Source organism: Ruegeria sp. N4, assembly GCF_056531425.1.
Window position 1 is genome coordinate 72,148 of sequence record NZ_JBQFLT010000010.1, and the last position, 17,586, is coordinate 89,733.

18 protein-coding genes are annotated in these 17,586 nt (G+C 60.0%); 10 read left to right on the plus strand and 8 right to left on the minus strand.

Going from position 1 to position 17,586, the window contains the following annotated elements:
- Positions 1-27: 27 nt before the first annotated feature.
- Positions 28-540 carry a potassium channel family protein gene (locus ACR0LW_RS15435; protein ID WP_480583709.1) on the plus strand — a complete coding sequence of 171 codons (513 nt, stop codon included), beginning with the start codon at positions 28-30 and terminating at the stop codon, positions 538-540.
- Positions 541-543: 3 nt separating this feature from the next.
- On the opposite strand, the gene ACR0LW_RS15440 is transcribed toward ACR0LW_RS15435, so the two are convergent.
- A complete protein-coding gene (locus tag ACR0LW_RS15440; RefSeq protein ID WP_170521218.1) occupies positions 544-873 on the minus strand; it encodes a hypothetical protein in 330 nt (109 codons plus the stop codon).
- Between the two features lie 188 nt (positions 874-1,061).
- Here ACR0LW_RS15440 and betB point away from each other — a divergent pair, with 188 nt between their 5' ends.
- From betB to ACR0LW_RS15455, 3 genes are all read left to right on the plus strand, one after another.
- A complete protein-coding gene (betB, locus tag ACR0LW_RS15445; protein WP_480583712.1) occupies positions 1,062-2,516 on the plus strand; it encodes a betaine-aldehyde dehydrogenase in 1,455 nt (484 codons plus the stop codon).
- Positions 2,517-2,663: 147 nt separating this feature from the next.
- Positions 2,664-5,105, plus strand: a complete 2,442-nt coding sequence (locus ACR0LW_RS15450; protein WP_480583715.1) for a GcvT family protein — start codon at positions 2,664-2,666, stop codon at positions 5,103-5,105.
- The gene (locus ACR0LW_RS15455; RefSeq protein ID WP_480883172.1) at positions 5,102-6,457 is read left to right on the plus strand and encodes an MmgE/PrpD family protein; all 1,356 of its coding nucleotides are present in this window, start codon (positions 5,102-5,104) and stop codon (positions 6,455-6,457) included. The genes ACR0LW_RS15450 and ACR0LW_RS15455 overlap by 4 nt, the downstream gene beginning before the upstream one ends.
- Before the next feature lie 142 nt (positions 6,458-6,599).
- Here ACR0LW_RS15455 and ACR0LW_RS15460 read toward each other — a convergent pair whose 3' ends face one another.
- Genes ACR0LW_RS15460 through ACR0LW_RS15480 form a run of 5 tightly spaced genes read right to left on the minus strand, consistent with a single transcriptional unit; the run spans position 6,600 to position 11,255 of the window.
- Complete coding sequence (locus ACR0LW_RS15460; protein WP_480883173.1) at positions 6,600-8,732, minus strand: hypothetical protein; 2,133 nt, start codon at positions 8,730-8,732, stop codon at positions 6,600-6,602.
- A complete protein-coding gene (gene motA, locus ACR0LW_RS15465) occupies positions 8,729-9,598 on the minus strand; it encodes a flagellar motor stator protein MotA (RefSeq protein WP_170453583.1) in 870 nt (289 codons plus the stop codon). Before motA ends, ACR0LW_RS15460 begins: the two co-directional genes overlap by 4 nt.
- 47 nt (positions 9,599-9,645) lie before the next feature.
- A complete protein-coding gene (locus ACR0LW_RS15470) occupies positions 9,646-10,230 on the minus strand; it encodes a MotE family protein (RefSeq protein ID WP_480883174.1) in 585 nt (194 codons plus the stop codon).
- Complete coding sequence (locus ACR0LW_RS15475) at positions 10,230-10,715, minus strand: DUF6468 domain-containing protein (protein ID WP_170735761.1); 486 nt, start codon at positions 10,713-10,715, stop codon at positions 10,230-10,232. The genes ACR0LW_RS15470 and ACR0LW_RS15475 overlap by 1 nt, the downstream gene beginning before the upstream one ends.
- 9 nt (positions 10,716-10,724) lie before the next feature.
- Positions 10,725-11,255: a flagellar basal body-associated FliL family protein gene (locus ACR0LW_RS15480; RefSeq protein WP_480883175.1), complete on the minus strand. Its 531-nt coding sequence runs from the start codon at positions 11,253-11,255 to the stop codon at positions 10,725-10,727.
- An 86-nt stretch (positions 11,256-11,341) separates the two neighbouring features.
- Here ACR0LW_RS15480 and fliF point away from each other — a divergent pair, with 86 nt between their 5' ends.
- From fliF to fliP, 4 genes are read left to right on the plus strand one after another with little or no spacing between them, the layout of a single operon-like run.
- Entirely contained in the window at positions 11,342-12,928 is a 1,587-nt protein-coding gene (gene fliF, locus ACR0LW_RS15485) for a flagellar basal-body MS-ring/collar protein FliF (RefSeq protein WP_480883176.1), read from the plus strand.
- Positions 12,928-13,524 (plus strand): ABC transporter ATP-binding protein, encoded by a 597-nt coding sequence (locus tag ACR0LW_RS15490; protein ID WP_480883177.1) that lies wholly within the window; start codon positions 12,928-12,930, stop codon positions 13,522-13,524. Before fliF ends, ACR0LW_RS15490 begins: the two co-directional genes overlap by 1 nt.
- Positions 13,517-13,804 carry a FliM/FliN family flagellar motor C-terminal domain-containing protein gene (locus tag ACR0LW_RS15495; protein ID WP_170453587.1) on the plus strand — a complete coding sequence of 96 codons (288 nt, stop codon included), beginning with the start codon at positions 13,517-13,519 and terminating at the stop codon, positions 13,802-13,804. Before ACR0LW_RS15490 ends, ACR0LW_RS15495 begins: the two co-directional genes overlap by 8 nt.
- Positions 13,804-14,532: a flagellar type III secretion system pore protein FliP gene (fliP, locus tag ACR0LW_RS15500; protein WP_480883178.1), complete on the plus strand. Its 729-nt coding sequence runs from the start codon at positions 13,804-13,806 to the stop codon at positions 14,530-14,532. The genes ACR0LW_RS15495 and fliP overlap by 1 nt, the downstream gene beginning before the upstream one ends.
- Positions 14,533-14,637: 105 nt before the next feature.
- Here the strand turns inward: fliP and ACR0LW_RS15505 are convergent, their stop codons facing one another.
- Both ACR0LW_RS15505 and ACR0LW_RS15510 read right to left on the minus strand, forming a co-directional pair.
- Positions 14,638-15,246, minus strand: a complete 609-nt coding sequence (locus tag ACR0LW_RS15505) for an ABC transporter substrate-binding protein (protein ID WP_170453589.1) — start codon at positions 15,244-15,246, stop codon at positions 14,638-14,640.
- Complete coding sequence (locus ACR0LW_RS15510; protein ID WP_170521239.1) at positions 15,236-16,051, minus strand: MlaA family lipoprotein; 816 nt, start codon at positions 16,049-16,051, stop codon at positions 15,236-15,238. Before ACR0LW_RS15510 ends, ACR0LW_RS15505 begins: the two co-directional genes overlap by 11 nt.
- 290 nt (positions 16,052-16,341) lie before the next feature.
- Between ACR0LW_RS15510 and ACR0LW_RS15515 the strand changes: the two genes are divergently transcribed.
- Together ACR0LW_RS15515 and ACR0LW_RS15520 are read left to right on the plus strand one after the other, a co-directional pair.
- Positions 16,342-16,797 carry a RidA family protein gene (locus ACR0LW_RS15515; RefSeq protein WP_170521241.1) on the plus strand — a complete coding sequence of 152 codons (456 nt, stop codon included), beginning with the start codon at positions 16,342-16,344 and terminating at the stop codon, positions 16,795-16,797.
- Complete coding sequence (locus ACR0LW_RS15520) at positions 16,794-17,561, plus strand: glycerophosphodiester phosphodiesterase family protein (RefSeq protein ID WP_170735771.1); 768 nt, start codon at positions 16,794-16,796, stop codon at positions 17,559-17,561. Before ACR0LW_RS15515 ends, ACR0LW_RS15520 begins: the two co-directional genes overlap by 4 nt.
- Positions 17,562-17,586: the final 25 nt, after the last annotated feature.

Genomic DNA, 17,586 nt, shown 5'->3' on the forward strand with positions numbered 1-17,586 from the left:
CAGGCAGACCAGCTTGACGGAGTGTCCATGCACCGCGAACCCACAACCCTTGCAGAATGGAAATCGACCCTGCTGGCTGCGCTGGGTCTGGTGCTGGCCAGTTTTCTGGCCTGGTTTGGGTTGTCACGTCTGAACGAAGCCACCGCCGGGGACACCATCGGGACCGTTGCCTCGGTCGGGCTGCTGCTGTGGATCGCGTCGCAATCCTGGTATTACCTGACTCAGGTGAAATCGCCCCGACGGCTGTTGTTCCTGATGGGTGTCTCGTTCATTCAGGTCGTGCCCTTCCTGTTCGCCGCCGTCTATGGCGCGTTTGGCTATAACGACAATTGCGTGATCGGCGCACAGGGGCCCGCAGACATTCTGTATTTTTCCTACGTGACCTTCACCACGGTCGGCTATGGCGACATGTCCCCAACCGGGCTGTGCCGGGGCCTTGCGGTGTCCGAGGCCGTGATAGGTTACATCCTTCTGGGCATGTTCGTCGCCGCTGCGGTTGCGCTTTATTCGCGCAACCACGGCCAGAATGACCAGGGTTAGAGCCTATTTGTTCTGGTCGATCCAGCGCGACATCATCCGCTTGTCGCGAAAGCACTCGGACGGGATCGGGCGGCGCTTGCTGCGTGAAATCCGCTCGGCAAAGGCAACCTGCTTGCCGGTCGGGTAATTGTCGAATTGCGAGGTCGCAACGGGTTTGTGCGCCGAAATCCAGTCTGACAGCATCCTGCGGTCGCGCTGAGCCTCGACCGGGATTTCCAATGCCGACTGTTCCGCAATTGCGCGGGCATAGCGCATTTGCCGGTCCGTGACCGGAAGCAGGTGATAATCGTTGTTCGGGCCGCCAAGGGCAGAATTGCGCATTTGTTGGGCCATCGGTTTGTCCTCTGACTATGTAGAACATAAATAGAACATTAACCAAAAATTTCAAGGGTAGCCCTTGGCGCGCAGGCGTCATCTTGCCGTTGTGCGGTTTTTATTGACTGGTCAATCAACAACCGATAGGCCGGGATAAACTGCCCCTCGCGCCGTGCATTGGCGCAACAGACCAAGAGGAACCCGGTATGAAGTTTCAACCCAAGGCCAGTCATTTCATCAACGGTGCCTATGTCGAAGACACGAACGGCGCGCCGATTGACGTCATCTACCCGGCGACCGGAGAGGTCATCGCACGCCTGCACTCGGCCACGCCCGAGATCGTTGAACAGGCTCTGACCAGCGCAAAAGCCGCTCAGGCGTCTTGGGCCGCGATGTCCGGAACCGAGCGGGGCCGCATTCTGCGCCGCGCTGCGGACATCATGCGCGAGCGGAACCGCGAATTGTCGATCCTGGAAACGCATGACACCGGCAAGCCCCTGCAGGAAACGCTGGTGGCCGATGCAACCAGCGGAGCCGACGCTTTGGAGTATTTCGGGGGTCTGACGGCCTCGCTGACCGGCGAGCATATCCCGCTGGGTGGGGGCGATTTCGTTTATACTATCCGCGAGGCGCTGGGCGTTTGCGTTGGCATCGGTGCGTGGAACTATCCGACCCAGATCGCCTGCTGGAAAGGGGCCCCGGCGCTGGCCTGCGGCAATTCGATGATCTTCAAACCCTCGGAAACCACGCCCCTGTCGGCGCTGCAAGTGGCCGAGATTCTGATCGAAGCGGGCGCGCCCAAGGGGGTCTACAACGTGGTGCAGGGCTATGGCGATGTGGGTGCGGCGCTGGTGACCGATCCGCGCGTTGCCAAGGTCTCGCTGACCGGGTCGGTGCCGACGGGCCGTAAGGTCTATGCCGCTGCGGCAGATGGGATGAAGCACGTGACCATGGAACTGGGCGGCAAATCCCCGATGATCGTGTTCGACGACGCCGATATCGAAAACGCTGTCTCGGGCGCGATTCTGGGCAACTTCTATTCCTCGGGGCAGGTCTGTTCCAACGGCACGCGTGTATTTGTGCAAAAGGGCATCAAAGAGGCGTTCCTGACCCGCCTGTCTGAACGTCTGGCCACTGCCAAAATTGGCGACCCGCTGGATGAAGAGGTCAATTTCGGCCCCATGGTCAGTGAAAACCAGATGAACATTGCGCTGAGCTATGTCGAAAAGGGCAAAGCGGAAGGTGCACGGCTGGTCTATGGCGGCAAGCGGATCGAGGGTGACGGGTTCTACATGCAGCCCACCGTATTCGCCGATGTCACCGACGATATGACCATCGCGCGCGAGGAGATTTTTGGCCCGGTCATGTCGGTGCTGGATTTTGACACCGAGGCCGAGGTTCTGGCCCGTGCCAATGACACCGAGTTTGGTCTGGCCGCCGGGGTCTTTACCAATGACCTGACCCGCGCCCATCGCATCGTCGCCGGGTTCGAGGCGGGGACCTGCTACATTAATACATATAACCTGGCCCCGGTCGAAGCGCCCTTTGGCGGATCAAAAATGTCAGGTGTCGGGCGCGAGAATTCAAAGCTGGCGATCAACCATTTCAGCGAAATGAAGACGGTCTACGTGTCCATGAACGACGTTGAGGCTCCGTACTAAGTGAGCTTCGCATGAGATAGGCTCATGCCAATAAATTCTGTTCCCGACATTTCGCGTCGGGAACAGAACACATGCCCTTTCCAACCTATGGCTGACTTACCTGTAACCGTGCCGCTCTGATCGCGACCGCTTTACAGGAGAGACCCCATGAAAACCCACGCACAGGCCGTCGTTATCGGAGGGGGCCTTGTTGGTTGTTCAATCCTTTACCATCTGGCCAAGCTCGGCTGGACTGACGTTGTTCTGCTGGAACGGGATGAACTGACGTCAGGCTCGACCTGGCACGCGGCGGCCAACATCCACGGGCTGCATGACAACAACAACGTCACGCGGATCCAGCACTATACGATGAACCTGTATAAAGAGCTGGAAAAGGAAACCGGTCAGGGCTGCGGCGTTTTCCAGCCGGGTTCGCTTTATCTGGCTCAAACCGAAGACCGCGAGCATCAGTTGCGCCTGCAAGAGGCCAAAGCCCGGTTTTACGGCCTGAACTTCTATGAGATCAGCCGCGAACAGGCCAAGGAACTGCACCCGCTGGCGCAGTTCGATGATATCCGCTGCATCATGTACGAACCCGATGGCGGCAATGTCGATCCGTCCGGCGTGACCATGGCCTACGCCGCAGGCGCGCGGGCTATGGGTGCCACGATTGAGCGGTTTTGCCCTGTAATAGGGACTGAACAACAGCCGGATGGCTCGTGGATCGTGCGGACCGAAAAGGGTGACATCCACGCGCAATGGGTGGTCAATGCCGGGGGCCTCTGGGGGCGCGAGGTTGCGGCGCTGGCCGGGATCGAACTGCCGTTGCAGCCGACCGAGCATCAGTATTTCGTGACCGAGGCCATCGATGAAGTGGCCAATATGGGCCGCCGTCTGCCGTCGATCGCGGACCGGGATGGCGAATACTACTTCCGGCAAGAAGGCAACGGCCTGCTGATCGGGGCCTATGAGAAAGACATGCGGTTCTGGGCCGAAAACGGCACGCCGCTGGATTTCGCGCATGATCTGTTCCCTGACGATCTGGACCGGATCATGGAAAACGTGATCCGCGCCACCGAACGTGTTCCGGTTGCTGCCACCGCGGGCGTCAAACGCGTCATCAACGGCCCGATGATCTGGTCGCCGGATTCCAACGCGATCTGGGGCCCGGTGCCCGAGCTACAGAACTATTTCTGCTGCACCGGTATCATCCCGGGCTTTTCGCAATCCGGCGGTCTGGGCCTGCTGGCGGCACAATGGATGATCGAGGGTGAGCCGCAATATGACATGTTTGCCTGGGATCTGGCCCGCTTTGGCGAATGGGCCGACAAGAAATTCACCAGGGCGCGGGTCGAAGATCAGTATTCGCATCGCTTCGCCATCCACTTCCCGAACGAGGAACGCAGCGCCGGTCGCCCCGCCCGCGTGCGCCCGGCCTATGAGATGCAAAAGGATATGGGCTGCGTGTTCGGCTTGAACTGCGGCTGGGAACATCCGCTGTGGTTTGCCGACCAGCCCGGCACGGTCGAAACCAACGGCTTCACCCGCCAGAACTGGTGGGAGCCGGTTGGGCGTGAGGTTCAGATGTTGCGGGACACGGTCGGCGTGATCGATATCTCGAACTTCGCCAACTATGAGATCAAGGGCCCCGGTGCCTATGACTGGCTGGACCGTCTGGTCGCCAACCGCGTCCCGACCGAGGTCGGGCGGTCTTGTCTGACCCCCCTGATCTCGGTGCGCGGTGGTGTGGCCGGGGATTTCACCATCACCAAGGTTGCCGAAGACGAATACATGATGATCGGCTCGGGCATGGCCGAACGCTATCACCAGCGTTTCTTCAACATGGTCGACCTGCCCGAAGGGACCACGCTGGACGTCGCAACTGACCGGATCGCCGGATTCAACGTGGCTGGTCCGAAATCCCGCGATGTCCTGCAACGCCTTACCAACGCGGACCTGTCGAACGAGGCGTTCCGCTTCATGCGCTCGCAGACCATCGAAGTCGCAGGCGTTACCTGTCTGGCGATCCGTGTCAGCTTTACGGGCGATCTGGGGTGGGAGCTGCATTGTGCCGAACCCGACCAAATCAGGCTCTATTCAGCACTTTTGGAGGCCGCGAAGGACCAAGGCGGCGGCCCGGTTGGCGGCCGCGCGCTGGGGTCGCTGCGGATCGAAAAGGGCTATGGTTCCTGGGGGCGCGAATATTCTCAGGAATACTGGCCGCAAGAGGTTGGCCTTGCGGGCCTGATCAAACTGGACAAGGACTTCCTGCACAAAGACGCGTATCTGTCCATCAAGGACAATGCCGCGCGTGAGGTCCTGTCGAACTTCGAGGTTGACGCCGCAGATGCCGACGCCAGCGGGGGTGAGCCGATCTTTGCCCCGGATGGCACGCCGGTGGGCCGCGTGACCTCGGGCGCATACGGCTATTCGGTCGGAAAATCGCTGGCCATCGGCTATGCCGACCCTAAGGTGGCCAAACCCGGCGATACGGTCGAGATTTACATTCTTGGCAAACCCCACAAGGCCAAGATCCTGTCAGACCCCCCATTCGATCCGGCAGGCCACCGTTTGCGTGACGTGAAACCGGTGATGGAGGGCGCGGCGTGACCAACAGCTTCGCCCGTGTTGCCGATTTTGCGCTGACGCGGGCGGCTGCCGACATGCCGACCAGCGCGCAGGAGGCTGCGGCGCTGATGATGCTGGACACGATGGGCATCCTGATCGCCGCGGGACCGATGGAGGCGGGCGTGATCGCGCGCGACACCGCAGCGCTGCTGTATGCCAGTTCCGATCCGTCCTTCAGCGCGCGCATGATGTTCGATGGCCGTTCGGTCAGCATGGCGGGCGCGGCTTATGCGGCGGCAACACAGACCGACAATCTGGACGGGCATGACGGCTATAACCCGACCAAGGGGCATATCGGTGTTGTGGTTCTGCCCGCGCTGGCGGCTTTGGCTGAACATTGCCCCAATCTAACGGGCCCCGAGGCCCTGGCTGCGGTGATCACCGGTTACGAAATCGCAGGCCGCGCGGGGCTTTCGCTGCATGACAGCGTCAGTGATTACCACACGTCCGGCGCCTGGAATGCTTTGGGTGTGGTCGCCATGGCCGCACGTTTGCGTGGGCATGATAGCGACCAGTTGCGGCAGGCGCTGGGCATTGCCGAATACCACGGGCCGCGCAGCCAGATGATGCGCGAGATTGCGAACCCGACTATGCTGCATGACGGCTCGGGTTGGGGGGCAATGGTCGGTGTTTCAGCCGCTGTTCTGGCTGAGCGTGGATTTACCGGGGCCCCCGCGATCACGATTGAGGCGGACAGTGCGGTCCCGCATTGGGACGATTTGGGCAGGTTCTGGCAGGTCGAGCATCAATATGTGAAACCCTATCCGATTTGTCGGTGGGCGCATGCTGCTATCGACGCGCTTAGGGCTGTCATGATCGACAATGATTTGACCCATGATCAGATCAAATCGGTGCAGATCAACAGCTTCCATCAGGCTGCTTGCCTGTTTGCAGGTGTCCCGCAAACAACGTCGCAAGCCCAATACTCTCTGCCATTTGCCGCCGCTGTTCACGCGATTTATGGCCGTATCGGCGTCGAACATATCTCGGGCACCGGACTGTCTGACCCGGTCGTCGCTCGGTTCATGTCGCGCATAAAGGTCACGGAACGTAATCGGCATTCTGCCCGTTTTCCCGAAGGGCGCTGGGCGGATGTCGAGATCGAAACCACCGACGGGCGCGTTCTGCACTCCGGAGACATCCATGCCCGAGGCGGGCCGGAATCGCCAATCTCGCGGCAAGAGGTGATCGAGAAGTACACGCAATTTGCCGCTCCGGTCATCGGCCCATCCCGCGCCGAGCAAATCCGCACGGCAATACTGGGCTGGACCAATCCACAGTCTCGCTACGCGGATCTGGCTGAGTTGCTGTATCAGCCACCGCTCGGAGGATAAGGCAGGTTGGTCTGACAGGGCATGGTATGTTCACTGAAAACTGACCCCTTGCTGTTCGAACCAGTTCCTTGTCGCGAACGGATCAGGCCAATAAGCGATAGGCAGTGACCCTCAGATCAAAGATGCTTGGATCGGCACTGGATCACTCGGACTCAACGGCGTTTAACAACGCGCTGATCTGCTGCCGCGCTTCGATGCTGTCGTTCAACAGGTTGGCCGCATCTGCGAGGGGTTTATCTGCCAACCTCTCGGGCGGGTTTCTCAAGGCTTGCGTGGTTTCGCTCAGCTTTACGTATTTACCTACTGCGTTCGCGTCTGTCTTCTCCAGCAGGTCCGCGAGCCAGAAATACCTGTTGGCCGCTTGTAGATCACCCAGTTCGCTCAACACTTCTGCGGCCTTTGCGAATTCTTGGCTGGCCTCCAGCGCGCGGGCCCTCAAAGCACTGGCATCGTCCGAGGGGTCATCCGCTAGCTCCAGCATCGCCTGATGCGGGCGGTTATTCTGCAACACCGCCCGCGCCCGCAACCGCGCCCGTTCGGATCGTCGTGCGCGGTCTTGGTCCCGGTTGGCAAATGCAAAAGCCCGGGACCCAAAGCCAAGCCCCATCAACCGTTCAGACAGAGCTATCGCCGTCGGCGTTGATACACCGTCGGCTTGATCACCCGACAAAGTCAAAACCTGCCGCAAAAAGGTGACGTCATCTGCACGCTCAGCCAGCAATTGCAGATGCCGGTCCAAAACCGCAGGCGCGTCAGAACCGTCCGGCAGCGTATCGATCAGGTCGAACGCAGCGTCGAATTCCTGGGTCAGTGCCAAAGCAACCGCATGCGTTCTGGCCATCATCGGCCCCATCTCTGACTGGCGGAGTTCCGTCGCATAAGCCGCCGCCAGTTCCAGTTCCTGCGGGGAAACGGCACCCCGGTCGGTCCATCGCTTCTCGACCAGCCGGGCCAAAGCCAATGCGGCCTCATCCGGCGCGTCCGGTGCGGTGATGACCTGGGACAGATGTTCCTCCTCAGCCGTCATATCGCCTTCGGCAGCGGCGACTTTGGCCCTGGCGTGCGAGAGTGCCGGGGTGGTTGCATCCTCAACCCGGTCCACCGACCGCAAGATCCGCCGGGCGGCTTCCAATTCTTCCGCGTTTACCAAAATCGAAGACAACCGAGGCCCGAGACTGCGTCTCAGGTGATCAGGCAGCCGCGCAAAACTCTGCTCGATCGCCTCAACCCTTGCGCCTGGCGCCAGTTCCTGTTCTTCCAACGCCGCCCACAGGGCCGCATCGCTGTCGCAGCGTTGCAGCTCTTGAAACGGAGATTCTGCCGACAGCGGCCGATCGTCCACGATATGGGCGATTGCCTGGACACGGTCCGCGTCAGAGTTTTGATCCGGCAGCATCTTTAGCATTTGAACCGCCTCGGCACCGAAACCATGGAACGCATACAGCCTGGCCAAAGCTATTGCCCGGTCCTCATCCAGATCATCAAACTCTTTGAACAAGCCAGCGCGCAGCTGCGCGACCTGCTCCTGAAACGGTCGGGAATCCGACCATGTTTCAAACCCAAGCTCGACCGTCGTGAAACACGCCGGTCTTGCATCGATTTGCGGGAATTCAGCACCAAGAATGGCATTCAGGTCGTCCAGAACGGTCGACAGCTGCACATTCGCCTGCAAGCCGTCGATCATGGGCAAAGCCGGTAGGTCGGAGGACCGCCTTGGGCCGATTCCGGCCAGGTTCAGGTCCAGCACCTCTCGGTCCGCGCCCTGCAATAATCTGGTCGACAACTGATCCTTGAACGCTTGACCGCTCATCGACAGTAAAGGCAATTCGAACGATGTCACGGGGTCCTGACGTTCGGGTTTCTTCTGTGGTTCAGGCCGGGGCGGGGGGATATCGGCCAACAAAGAAGGCAACGCTGTACCCGGCGCAATGTCCAGAACAATCATGGACTTCCGATACAAGAAAGCTGAGGCAACACAGTCGCAGCCGAATTCCAGATCCAGCCCGTCCCCAGGGTTCTTTTGCGACACTGCGGCCAGACGATTTGTGGTCAACCGTCCAAAGACCGCATTGGTTTGAAAGGTCGCAGCCTCCAGATCGACCGACAATCGCGCCCCATTCTTGCGATGGGTCAAAACCCAACCCGTGTCGGGCGGCACGTTGAACACCAGTCTTGTGAAGCCCGCGTGTTCACCCGACCGAACCGTTACCTCTTGCGCGAATGCAGGTGAAGCAAGCGCGATTAGGGCAGAAATCAGCTTGGCGAACCGGGTCATGCCGCCGCCTGCTTGAGCTCTTTCAACGCCTCTTCAAGTTCGGAAAAACCGGGGCGGTTATGCGTAGGGGTGTTTTGGCGGCCGACTTCGATGCACATGGCCGCATTGTGATTGTGCAGGTTGGCGACCAGCACCTCTTTTATGAGCTGGTAGAAATGGTTGTCCTCTTCCACAACGGTCTTGAGCTTGCCCGCGAAGGGGCCGACCAGCCCGTAGGCCAGAAAAACACCCAGAAATGTCCCCACCAACGCCCCGCCGATCAGCTTGCCCAACACCTCGGGCGGCTGGTCGATCGAGCCCATGGTTTTGATCACACCCAGAACGGCAGCAACAATCCCAAGTGCCGGAAGCCCGTCCGCGACGGTTTGCAACGCGTGGCTCGAGTGCATGGCGTGATGGAAATTCGCCTCCATCCGTTTTTCCAACACCTCCTCGACCTGATGTGGGTCGTCATAGTTCATTGCGGCCGAACGCATCGTGTCGCAGATCAGATCGACGGCCTCTTTGTCGGACTGAATCTTGGGATAGGCGGAAAACAGGCTGGAGTTTTCGGGGTCCTCGATATGCTGTTCAACCTCGACCGGATTGGCCCGCGCGATGCGGATCAGCGAGAACAGCAGGCACAAAAGATCGCGATAGTCTTCGGGCTTCCATTTCGGTCCCTTGAAGACCTTTCCCATGTCTTTGATCGTGTGTTTGACGCCGCCGATATCGTTGCTGATCAGAAAGGCCCCAACCGCCGCACCGCCGATCATCATCATCTCGAACGGGAGCGATTTCAGGATGATGGTCATCTTGCCCCCGGCGGCCAGATAGCCGCCGAACACCATCACGAAAATGACGACAATTCCAACAATTCCAATCATTTGCGATCCCCAGATGTGTTCAGGACAGGTTTGGTTTGCATGGCCGTCTACTCTTGCGGTGCGGTGGCGTTGCGGCCCGCCATGACGACGCTGACCGTATAGGCCGCGTCGGGGCTGAGACCGGCCAGGATGTTCGCGACGACCTCGGGCGGCATGCGGGACAGAAATCCGGACGCAAATGTCGGGTCCATGGTTTCGAACAAGGCGGCTGCGTCTTTGGGTTTCATGTTCTGGTAGACATCCGTCAGCTGCGTCAGGTCGGTCTCTGCCGCCTTGTCCGCAACCGCCAAGGTCGCTCGCAGAGACTCTTCGGCCTCCTGCAACGCCGCCAAGCGGGTTTCGATGGCCTCGCTTGCGATCTGGAGCGCCTTTTCCTTGTCCAACACCGCATCTTCACGCTGTTTCACCCGCTTTTCGCGGCGCAGAAGTTCGGTCAGAACAACCTGCACGTCGCGCGTATCGGTTGGGGTTTGGGTGGCTTTGATCTGTTCAGGCTCGGCAGATTTGGCAAGGGCAGGCCCCGCCTCTAACCCGACGCGGATGGCCGCAGACCCGATCATTAGCAGAGAGATCACCGTCAGCACCCCGGCGCGAGGGCGGTCTCGTCTTTTGGTCGCCCGTCGGTTGCCCATCAGGTGGCCTCATTCATCTTGCGACCGTGCCGAAAGAACATCAGGCCTTCCGGGGCCTTGGCTGTGGTCTCTTCCGCCATATCTTCGGCATCTTGGTTCGGCTGCTCTTCAAGCTGGGTCTCATCCGCGGCCTCAGGCGATTCTGATGCCTCGACCTTTGGTGCCGCAGGACCCGCTTGTTCAACCGTTTCTTCTTCGGCTGGAATCACGTCATGCATGGACGCCATCATCAATTCCAACCGCTGTGCCACGCTTTCTGCGCGTTGCGTCAGCTCTTTCAGCACATCGCCCGACTGATCCGAGGCAGCACGCGCGTTGTCGAGGGACTTTTTCAGCTCATCCGCTTGTGACGACAGCACAGCCACCGCGCCGCCCACACCTTTTTCAAGGTCGGTGAATCGTCGCAACCTGCGCGACAGGACAAAGCAATACAGACCCGCGCCCAAAGCGCCCGCAACCAGCAAAATATCCGCAATAAGCTCCAATCCCGCCTCCTAATTCAGTACAAATTCCATGACCAGCACGTCGCGCACCCGGCCTTCGCCCGTAACAATCCCGATCCGCCGCAGCAGATGTCCCCGGATCCGCGTCAATGCCAGCGGGTCTTCCAGATCCGACACCTCGACCGCCCGCAGATAGCCGTTCAGCACATCCATGATTCGCGGTTGTATTTTTTCCACATCAGCGATGTACGGAGCGTTAACTTCGAGCTGTGCGTGAAATTTCAGATGGCGCGACTGGCCTTCGGTCAGAGAAATAATCACCGGCGGCAAATCGACGAAGCCAACATCCGCAAGGGGTTTGGCCTTGCTCTCTTTCGTTTCGTCATCTGTCGCCGATTTTTCAGCCCCGCCGCCAATCGGCAACAGACCTGATGTCGTTAGAAAATAGCCGCCTGCCGCCCCGGCCACAGCCAGAATCAACCCGACCATCAAACCCTTTTTCCCCTTTTTCTCAGGGGTTTCCGCCTGTTCTGCTGTTGCGTCGGCCATGACGTCCTCATTCATCTGCTGTGAATCCGTCATAACCCCTCAGGGACTAACCGATTGTTAAGGGCAATCGTCCAAACAGGGGATGCGCCGGGCAGAATGTCGGCGAGTCGGAGGTGAGCGTGCAGCAGATCGGAACTGTCTGGGCAAGTTTGGACAGGCGAAAACAAATCATCGTTGCCGGCGCGGTTGTGCTGGTGTTTCTCGGGATCCTTGGCATGTCGCGGCTGGCGGCCGCGCCGTCGATGACCTTGCTGTATGCGGGGCTGGAAAGCGGTGCCGCTGGTGACATCGTCCGTTCACTGGATCAGCGCGGTGTGCCCTACGAAATCAGGGGTGGATCGATTTATGTGCCCGGCGGGCAGCGGGATGAGCTGCGGATGACGCTGGCCAGCGAAGGCCTGCCCGCGAACGGCAATCGCGGGTACGAGCTGCTGGATTCCCTCAGCGGGTTTGGCACCACCTCTCAGATGTTCGATGCCGCCTATTGGCGCGCGAAAGAAGGCGAGCTTGCCCGGACGATCGTCGGCAGCCCTCATGTCAGTCAGGCGAGGGTGCATATCGCAAATGGATCGGCCAATCCGTTTCAGCGCAGCGTGGCGCCCACGGCCTCGGTTTATCTGGTGCCGTCCGGCGCGGATGTGACCGGCGATCAGGCCAAGGCGATCCGGTTTCTGGTCGCCTCGGCTGTCAGTGGCCTGGCGCCGGAAAATGTAACGGTTGTCGATTCGAACGGGGCCGTGATTGGCGTGCAGGACACTGCGGTTGCGGCCGAGACGGCGGATGACAAATCCCGACAGCTGCGCGAGCGTGTTCTGCGTCTGGTCGAGGCGCGTGTTGGGGCCGGCAACGCTGTGGTCGAGGTCAGCGTGGACACGGTGACCAAAACCGAATCGATCCGCGAGCGGCGTTTTGATCCCAAAGGACGCGTCGCGATCAGTACCGATGTCGAAGAGCGTTCGGACAGCGCCCGCAACCAATCTGCGGATGTGACGGTCGCCTCGAACCTGCCCGATGGCGACGGGGCAGGGGGCGACGAATCGAATTCGACCGCAACGCAGACGCGCGAACGGATAAATTACGAAGTCTCCGAGACCGAGTTGGAGGTTCACACAGCGCCGGGTGCCATCAAACGTCTGACCGTTGCAGTTCTGGTCAATGGAACGCGCACGGTTGACGCCAGTGAGGCCGAAAGTTTCGCGCCTTTGCCGCAGACCGAATTGGATGCATTAGAGGAGCTGGTTGCCTCGGCCGTTGGATTTGACGCGGACCGCGGGGATGTGATCACCCTGAAATCGCTGGATTTGCCGCCGGTTGACCCGCAGGGGACGTTGGTGTCGGCATCGATGTGGCAGTCCATTCATCTGGACGCGATGTCGCTGATCCAGATGGCTGTATTGGCGGCGGTCTCGCTGGTTCTGGCCATGTTCGTCATCCGCCCGATCCTGATGAAACCCGCGACGGCACCGGCCTTGCTGCCCGCAAGCGCCGGGGATGTCACCGAAGGCGCACCTGTGCTGACCGGCGAAATCGCACCGGATGGCAGTTCGGACTTCACGCCGCTGGCCGCGCAGGCCGAAGTGCCCGCGCTTGGTGTGGCCCCGTCACAGGATCCGGTCGACCGTTTGCGCGCGATGATTGGCGACAAACAGGAGGAGACGGTCGAAATCCTGCGCAGTTGGCTGGAGGAAGGTGAGGAGCGCGTGTGATGACAATTGCTCATCTTCTTGAAGATTTCACTGTTCAGGCCAACGGCGGGCAGGTTCACCTGCTGGACGAAGACACCCTGGAGGAACAGCGCCTGGCCGCCTTTGAGCAAGGCTATGGGGCGGGGTGGGAAGACGCCTTGCAGGCGCAGGAACAAAGCCGGGGGCAAATCTCGTCCGAGTTGGGCAAATCGCTTGAGGATATGTCCTTTACCTATACCGAGGCGATCACCCGCATGTCGCTGTCGCTGGAGCCGATGTTTCAGAGCCTGACCAATCTGGTCTTACCGGACATGATTGACCGGGGCTTTACCGCGCAACTGGTCGAACACCTGTCCGAAATGGCGCGCGAACAGATCGGGCAGCCGATGCAGGTCATCGTGCCGGTCGGATGTATGGCCGAGGTGGACGCCCTGATCCCCGCGACCCTGTCACCGAGGCCGAAAGTGATCGAAGACCCCGCGCTCGAGCAGGGACAGGCCCGGTTGCAGGTCGGCATAGCCCGCAGCGAGGTGGATTGCAGCGCGCTGCTGGACTCGGTCACGCGGGCCTTCGACGCATATGTTTTTGAGGCAAAAGAGGCATTGTCAAATGAGTGACCCCCAGACCCAAAACTCTGAAAAACCGAACCCTTTCGACGCGGTGCCCATCGAAGTGACCGTATCCGTCGGTCGCGCGCGCCCCCTGATCCGGGATTTGCTGAACATGGGCGAAAACGCTGTGCTGACGTTGGACAAAAGGATCGAAGACCCGGTGGATCTGTATGTCGGGGATCAGTTGGTTGCCCGCGGCCTGCTGGAGGAGATGGAGGGCGACCGGGCAGGTCAACTGGCGGTCCGACTGACGGAAATTGCCGATCTGCAAAACGGGATTGGTTGATGCGCCTGCTGATCGGGCTGGTCTTGGCGGCGGTTCTGATGCCGTCGCTTGTGGCCGCGCAGGAGGTCTCGGTATCTTTGGGTGAGGGTGGATCACTCTCGGCGCGTACGATCCAGTTGATCCTTCTGATCACGGTCCTCAGCCTCGCGCCGGGGCTGGCGATCATGATCACCTGTTTTCCGTTCCTGATCACGGTTCTGTCGATCCTGCGCCAAGGGATCGGCCTGCAGCAATCGCCACCGAATATGCTGATCGTCAGCCTGGCACTGTTTCTGACCTATTTCATCATGGACCCGGTCTTTACCGAGGCCTGGACGACCGGAATCCGCCCCATGATCGACGAAACGATGGAGGTGGAACCAGCGCTGGAGCGCGCGCTGCAGCCGTTTCGCGGCTTCATGGCTGCGCGGCTGGATGGTGATACGTTTCAGGCCATGGCCGCGCTGCGCCCGGGGGGTGAGGCGATGGAACTGTCGCCAGATGCCCCGCTGTCCGTTCTGATGCCGTCCTTCATGTTGTCCGAGATCGCGCGCGCGTTTCAGATCGGGTTTTTGATCTTCCTGCCGTTTCTGATCATCGATCTGGTGGTCGCGGCGGTGCTGATGTCGATGGGCATGATGATGGTGCCGCCTGCAATTGTGTCTCTGCCCTTCAAGCTGGCGTTTTTCGTCATCGCTGATGGCTGGGCCCTGATCGCAAGTGCGTTGGTGCGCAGTTACATGCCTTAGGGCTGCCCCTCTTTCAGACTGTCAATCACGGCTTCAAAGCACCATCTGAACGAAAAAGGCCGCGCTGTGTTCGACAACGCGGCCCAGATGTTTCTGAAAAGCAGGTCAGGCGGTGCGGTTCAGATCCTTGATCAACCGGTTCAGGTCGCCGCCACGGGCGTCCAGCATCGCTCCGATCTCGGTGCGTTCGGTCAACAGAAGGTTCACGCCTTCGATGAACATGTTGTAAAACTTGTCGCGCCCCGATTTGTCGGACACCAGAAACGTCACTTCGAACGGGGATGAGCCCTGCAGTTTGACCATGGTCCGGACCTCAAAACCGGCGCGGATTTTGCGGGCGTTACGTACATTGACCTCACCACCGATAAACTCGCGGAAGCGGCGACCATATTTGCGCGAGATGTAGTGTTGGAAGGCCTTGGTAAACTGCCTCAACTGTGCCGGGCTGGCCGAGCGGGCATCGGCCCCCAACGCATAGCGCGCCATGATCGGCACATCGGCGTATTGCACAAAGATCTTCTCGAAATCGCGCAGCATGGCGTTCTCGGACTTGCCCGAGGCGATCACGCGGTTGATCTCGGCCACGACGCTGTTGACAAGCGCTTTGGCGCTGGCTTCGGTCTGGGCCAGAGCGGGCAAAGGCAGGGCGGTCAGTGCCAATCCGGCCAGACCGGCAGAAAGAAAATGACGACGGTTCAAAGAATTACTCGGCATAGGGGTCCTCGTAAGGGTCTAGGTAGGGGTCCCTGACAGGGTCGGTTCCGATTTCGGCGTAGGGATCGGAGTACAGGTCCAGATAGGCGTCCTCATCATCGCGCGCCAGTTCGAACCGGCGATTTTGCAGATAGATCAGGCGGGCCTGGGCATAGCTGTCGGCGCTTTCATAGAGGATCGAGTCAACCGTGTCCGAAAACCGTCCCCGGTCGCCCATGCGGCGCACAACCTCGGCATAGACGCCAAGGTTGTCGGCGGGCCGGGTCGGCGTGAAATTGATCGGGTTCGAGAACAGGTTGACCACAACGCCGACCGCATCGCGCGTTGTCGAGGGGCCGTAGAAAGGCAGCTCGACATAAGCCCCCTCACCAAACCCCCAGACATGCAGGGTTTCGCCAAAATCCGTATCGACCGGCGGCAGGTTCAGTTCGTCCGCAGGGGCCGACAGGCCAAACCCGCCGACGGTCATGTTGACCACAAAGCGCAGCAACGCGTTGCCCATCTGCTTGGGGTTGCCCTGCAAAAGGTAGTCGACCGCCTGTCCGGGCAGCGAGATGTTCTCGGCAAACGTGCTGAAACTGGTCACCATCGGATCGGGCACGATCTTCACGTACCCTTTCGAGGCCGGACGGAACAGGAACCGGTCAACGCCCAGATTGAATCTGTGGATGCCCCGGTTGGTGTTTTCGTAGGGGTCAAACACCTCACCCCGGGCGGCCTGCTCGGGCGGCTGGGTGGCGCAGGCCGACAGGATCGGCAAAAGGGACAGCACAATAAGGTGTTTCAGGCGCAATCTGCTCAACACGGTCTTAGCTACTCCAAAGTGACCTGACCCGGCGGGTCGGGCTTTCAATCGATAATATAGTGCCGCGTTGGCACAAGTCGTTGTCACATAGTTGTTTCGCGTCTCAAATGAAACATCTAGCGTTTAGCGCGTCTGCTACTGCGCGGTAAAGTGACATAGCTTCAACACTTCGGAATAAGAGAAGTTACGCCCAGATCGCAGCCGATCGGCAAAATGCCGGTTTATCGCTTTCCCCGCCGCGCTTGACCGGGTAGCGTCCGGCCGAGTCGACAATTGGTGAGGACGATCCCATGAGTATCACAGCAAAACTGGAAAGTCTGGGCGTCAGCCTGCCCGACGCCCCCGCGCCTGCGGCAAACTATGTGCCGTTCGTGCGTATGGGCAACATTGTTTACGTGTCGGGCCAGATTTCGAAGGCGGATGATCTGATCACCGGCAAGCTGGGCGACGACATGGATGTCGAGGCCGGTGCGGCGGCGGCAAAGGTCTGTGCCATCAACTTGTTGGCACAAGTCAAAGCGGCCTGTGGCGGCGATATCGAAAAGCTGGTGCGCGTGATCAAGCTGACCGGTTTTGTGAACTCGACCGCTGATTTTACCGCGCAGCCGCAGGTGATCAACGGCGCGTCCGATTTTCTGGTCGAGGCGCTGGGCGATGCAGGCCGTCATTCACGCTCGGCCGTCAGTGCCGCATCCCTGCCGCTGGGTGTCGCGGTCGAGATCGAAGGAATATTCGAGGTCCAATGACCCCGAGACTGCCACCGGAATTCCTGCAGGTCCCGATTGCGCATCGGGCCCTGCATGACACGTCGGACAACCGCCCGGAAAACAGCCGGGCGGCGATTCAGGCGGCGATTGATGCCGGGTACGGGATCGAGATCGATCTGCAATTGACTGCGGACAATCGTGCGATGGTCTTTCACGACTACGACATGGCGCGTCTGACCGGCCAGCCCGGCCCGATCCGGCGGATCACCTCGGCGCAGGCGGCGGACACCCCATTGCTGCACGGCGATGACGGTATCCCCGCGCTGGACGAGGTTCTTGCGATGGTCGCCGGAAAAGTGCCGCTGCTGATCGAGTTCAAGGATCAGGATGGCGCGATGGGCACCGATATCGGCCCGCTTGAGGCGGATGCCGTGCGGGCCTTACAAGGTTACGAAGGTCCGGTGGCGCTGATGTCCTTCAACCCAAACAGCGTGGCCGAACTGGCCCGGTTGGCCCCGCATCTGCCGCGCGGGATCGTAACCAGCAGTTATGATCCGCAGGACTGGCCGCTGTCTGACAAAATCTGCGACCACTTGCGCGGCATTCCGGATTTCGACAGGGTCAATGCCAGTTTCATCAGCCATGAGGTCACGGATCTGGACCGCCAACGCGTCGCCGAGTTGAAAGCTCAGGGAGTCCCTATTCTGTGCTGGACCGTGCGCTCGCCCGAGCAAGAGACACAGGCCCGCACCGTTGCCGACAATGTGACCTTCGAAGGGTATTTGGCCCCGCATCCGGGTTGAACCCACCCCCGACCGTCACAGATAA

Coding starts and splice junctions, on each gene's coding strand:
- ACR0LW_RS15470 (WP_480883174.1), bottom strand. CDS start 10,230: ATGGGCAACCGACGGGCGACCAAAAGACGAGACCGCCCTCGCGCCGGG.
- ACR0LW_RS15435 (WP_480583709.1), top strand. CDS start 28: ATGCACCGCGAACCCACAACCCTTGCAGAATGGAAATCGACCCTGCTG.
- ACR0LW_RS15505 (WP_170453589.1), bottom strand. CDS start 15,246: ATGCCGAGTAATTCTTTGAACCGTCGTCATTTTCTTTCTGCCGGTCTG.
- ACR0LW_RS15495 (WP_170453587.1), top strand. CDS start 13,517: ATGAGTGACCCCCAGACCCAAAACTCTGAAAAACCGAACCCTTTCGAC.
- ACR0LW_RS15450 (WP_480583715.1), top strand. CDS start 2,664: ATGAAAACCCACGCACAGGCCGTCGTTATCGGAGGGGGCCTTGTTGGT.
- betB (WP_480583712.1), top strand. CDS start 1,062: ATGAAGTTTCAACCCAAGGCCAGTCATTTCATCAACGGTGCCTATGTC.
- ACR0LW_RS15480 (WP_480883175.1), bottom strand. CDS start 11,255: ATGACGGATTCACAGCAGATGAATGAGGACGTCATGGCCGACGCAACA.
- ACR0LW_RS15515 (WP_170521241.1), top strand. CDS start 16,342: ATGAGTATCACAGCAAAACTGGAAAGTCTGGGCGTCAGCCTGCCCGAC.
- ACR0LW_RS15440 (WP_170521218.1), bottom strand. CDS start 873: ATGGCCCAACAAATGCGCAATTCTGCCCTTGGCGGCCCGAACAACGAT.
- motA (WP_170453583.1), bottom strand. CDS start 9,598: ATGATTGGAATTGTTGGAATTGTCGTCATTTTCGTGATGGTGTTCGGC.
- ACR0LW_RS15460 (WP_480883173.1), bottom strand. CDS start 8,732: ATGACCCGGTTCGCCAAGCTGATTTCTGCCCTAATCGCGCTTGCTTCA.
- ACR0LW_RS15520 (WP_170735771.1), top strand. CDS start 16,794: ATGACCCCGAGACTGCCACCGGAATTCCTGCAGGTCCCGATTGCGCAT.
- fliP (WP_480883178.1), top strand. CDS start 13,804: ATGCGCCTGCTGATCGGGCTGGTCTTGGCGGCGGTTCTGATGCCGTCG.
- ACR0LW_RS15490 (WP_480883177.1), top strand. CDS start 12,928: ATGACAATTGCTCATCTTCTTGAAGATTTCACTGTTCAGGCCAACGGC.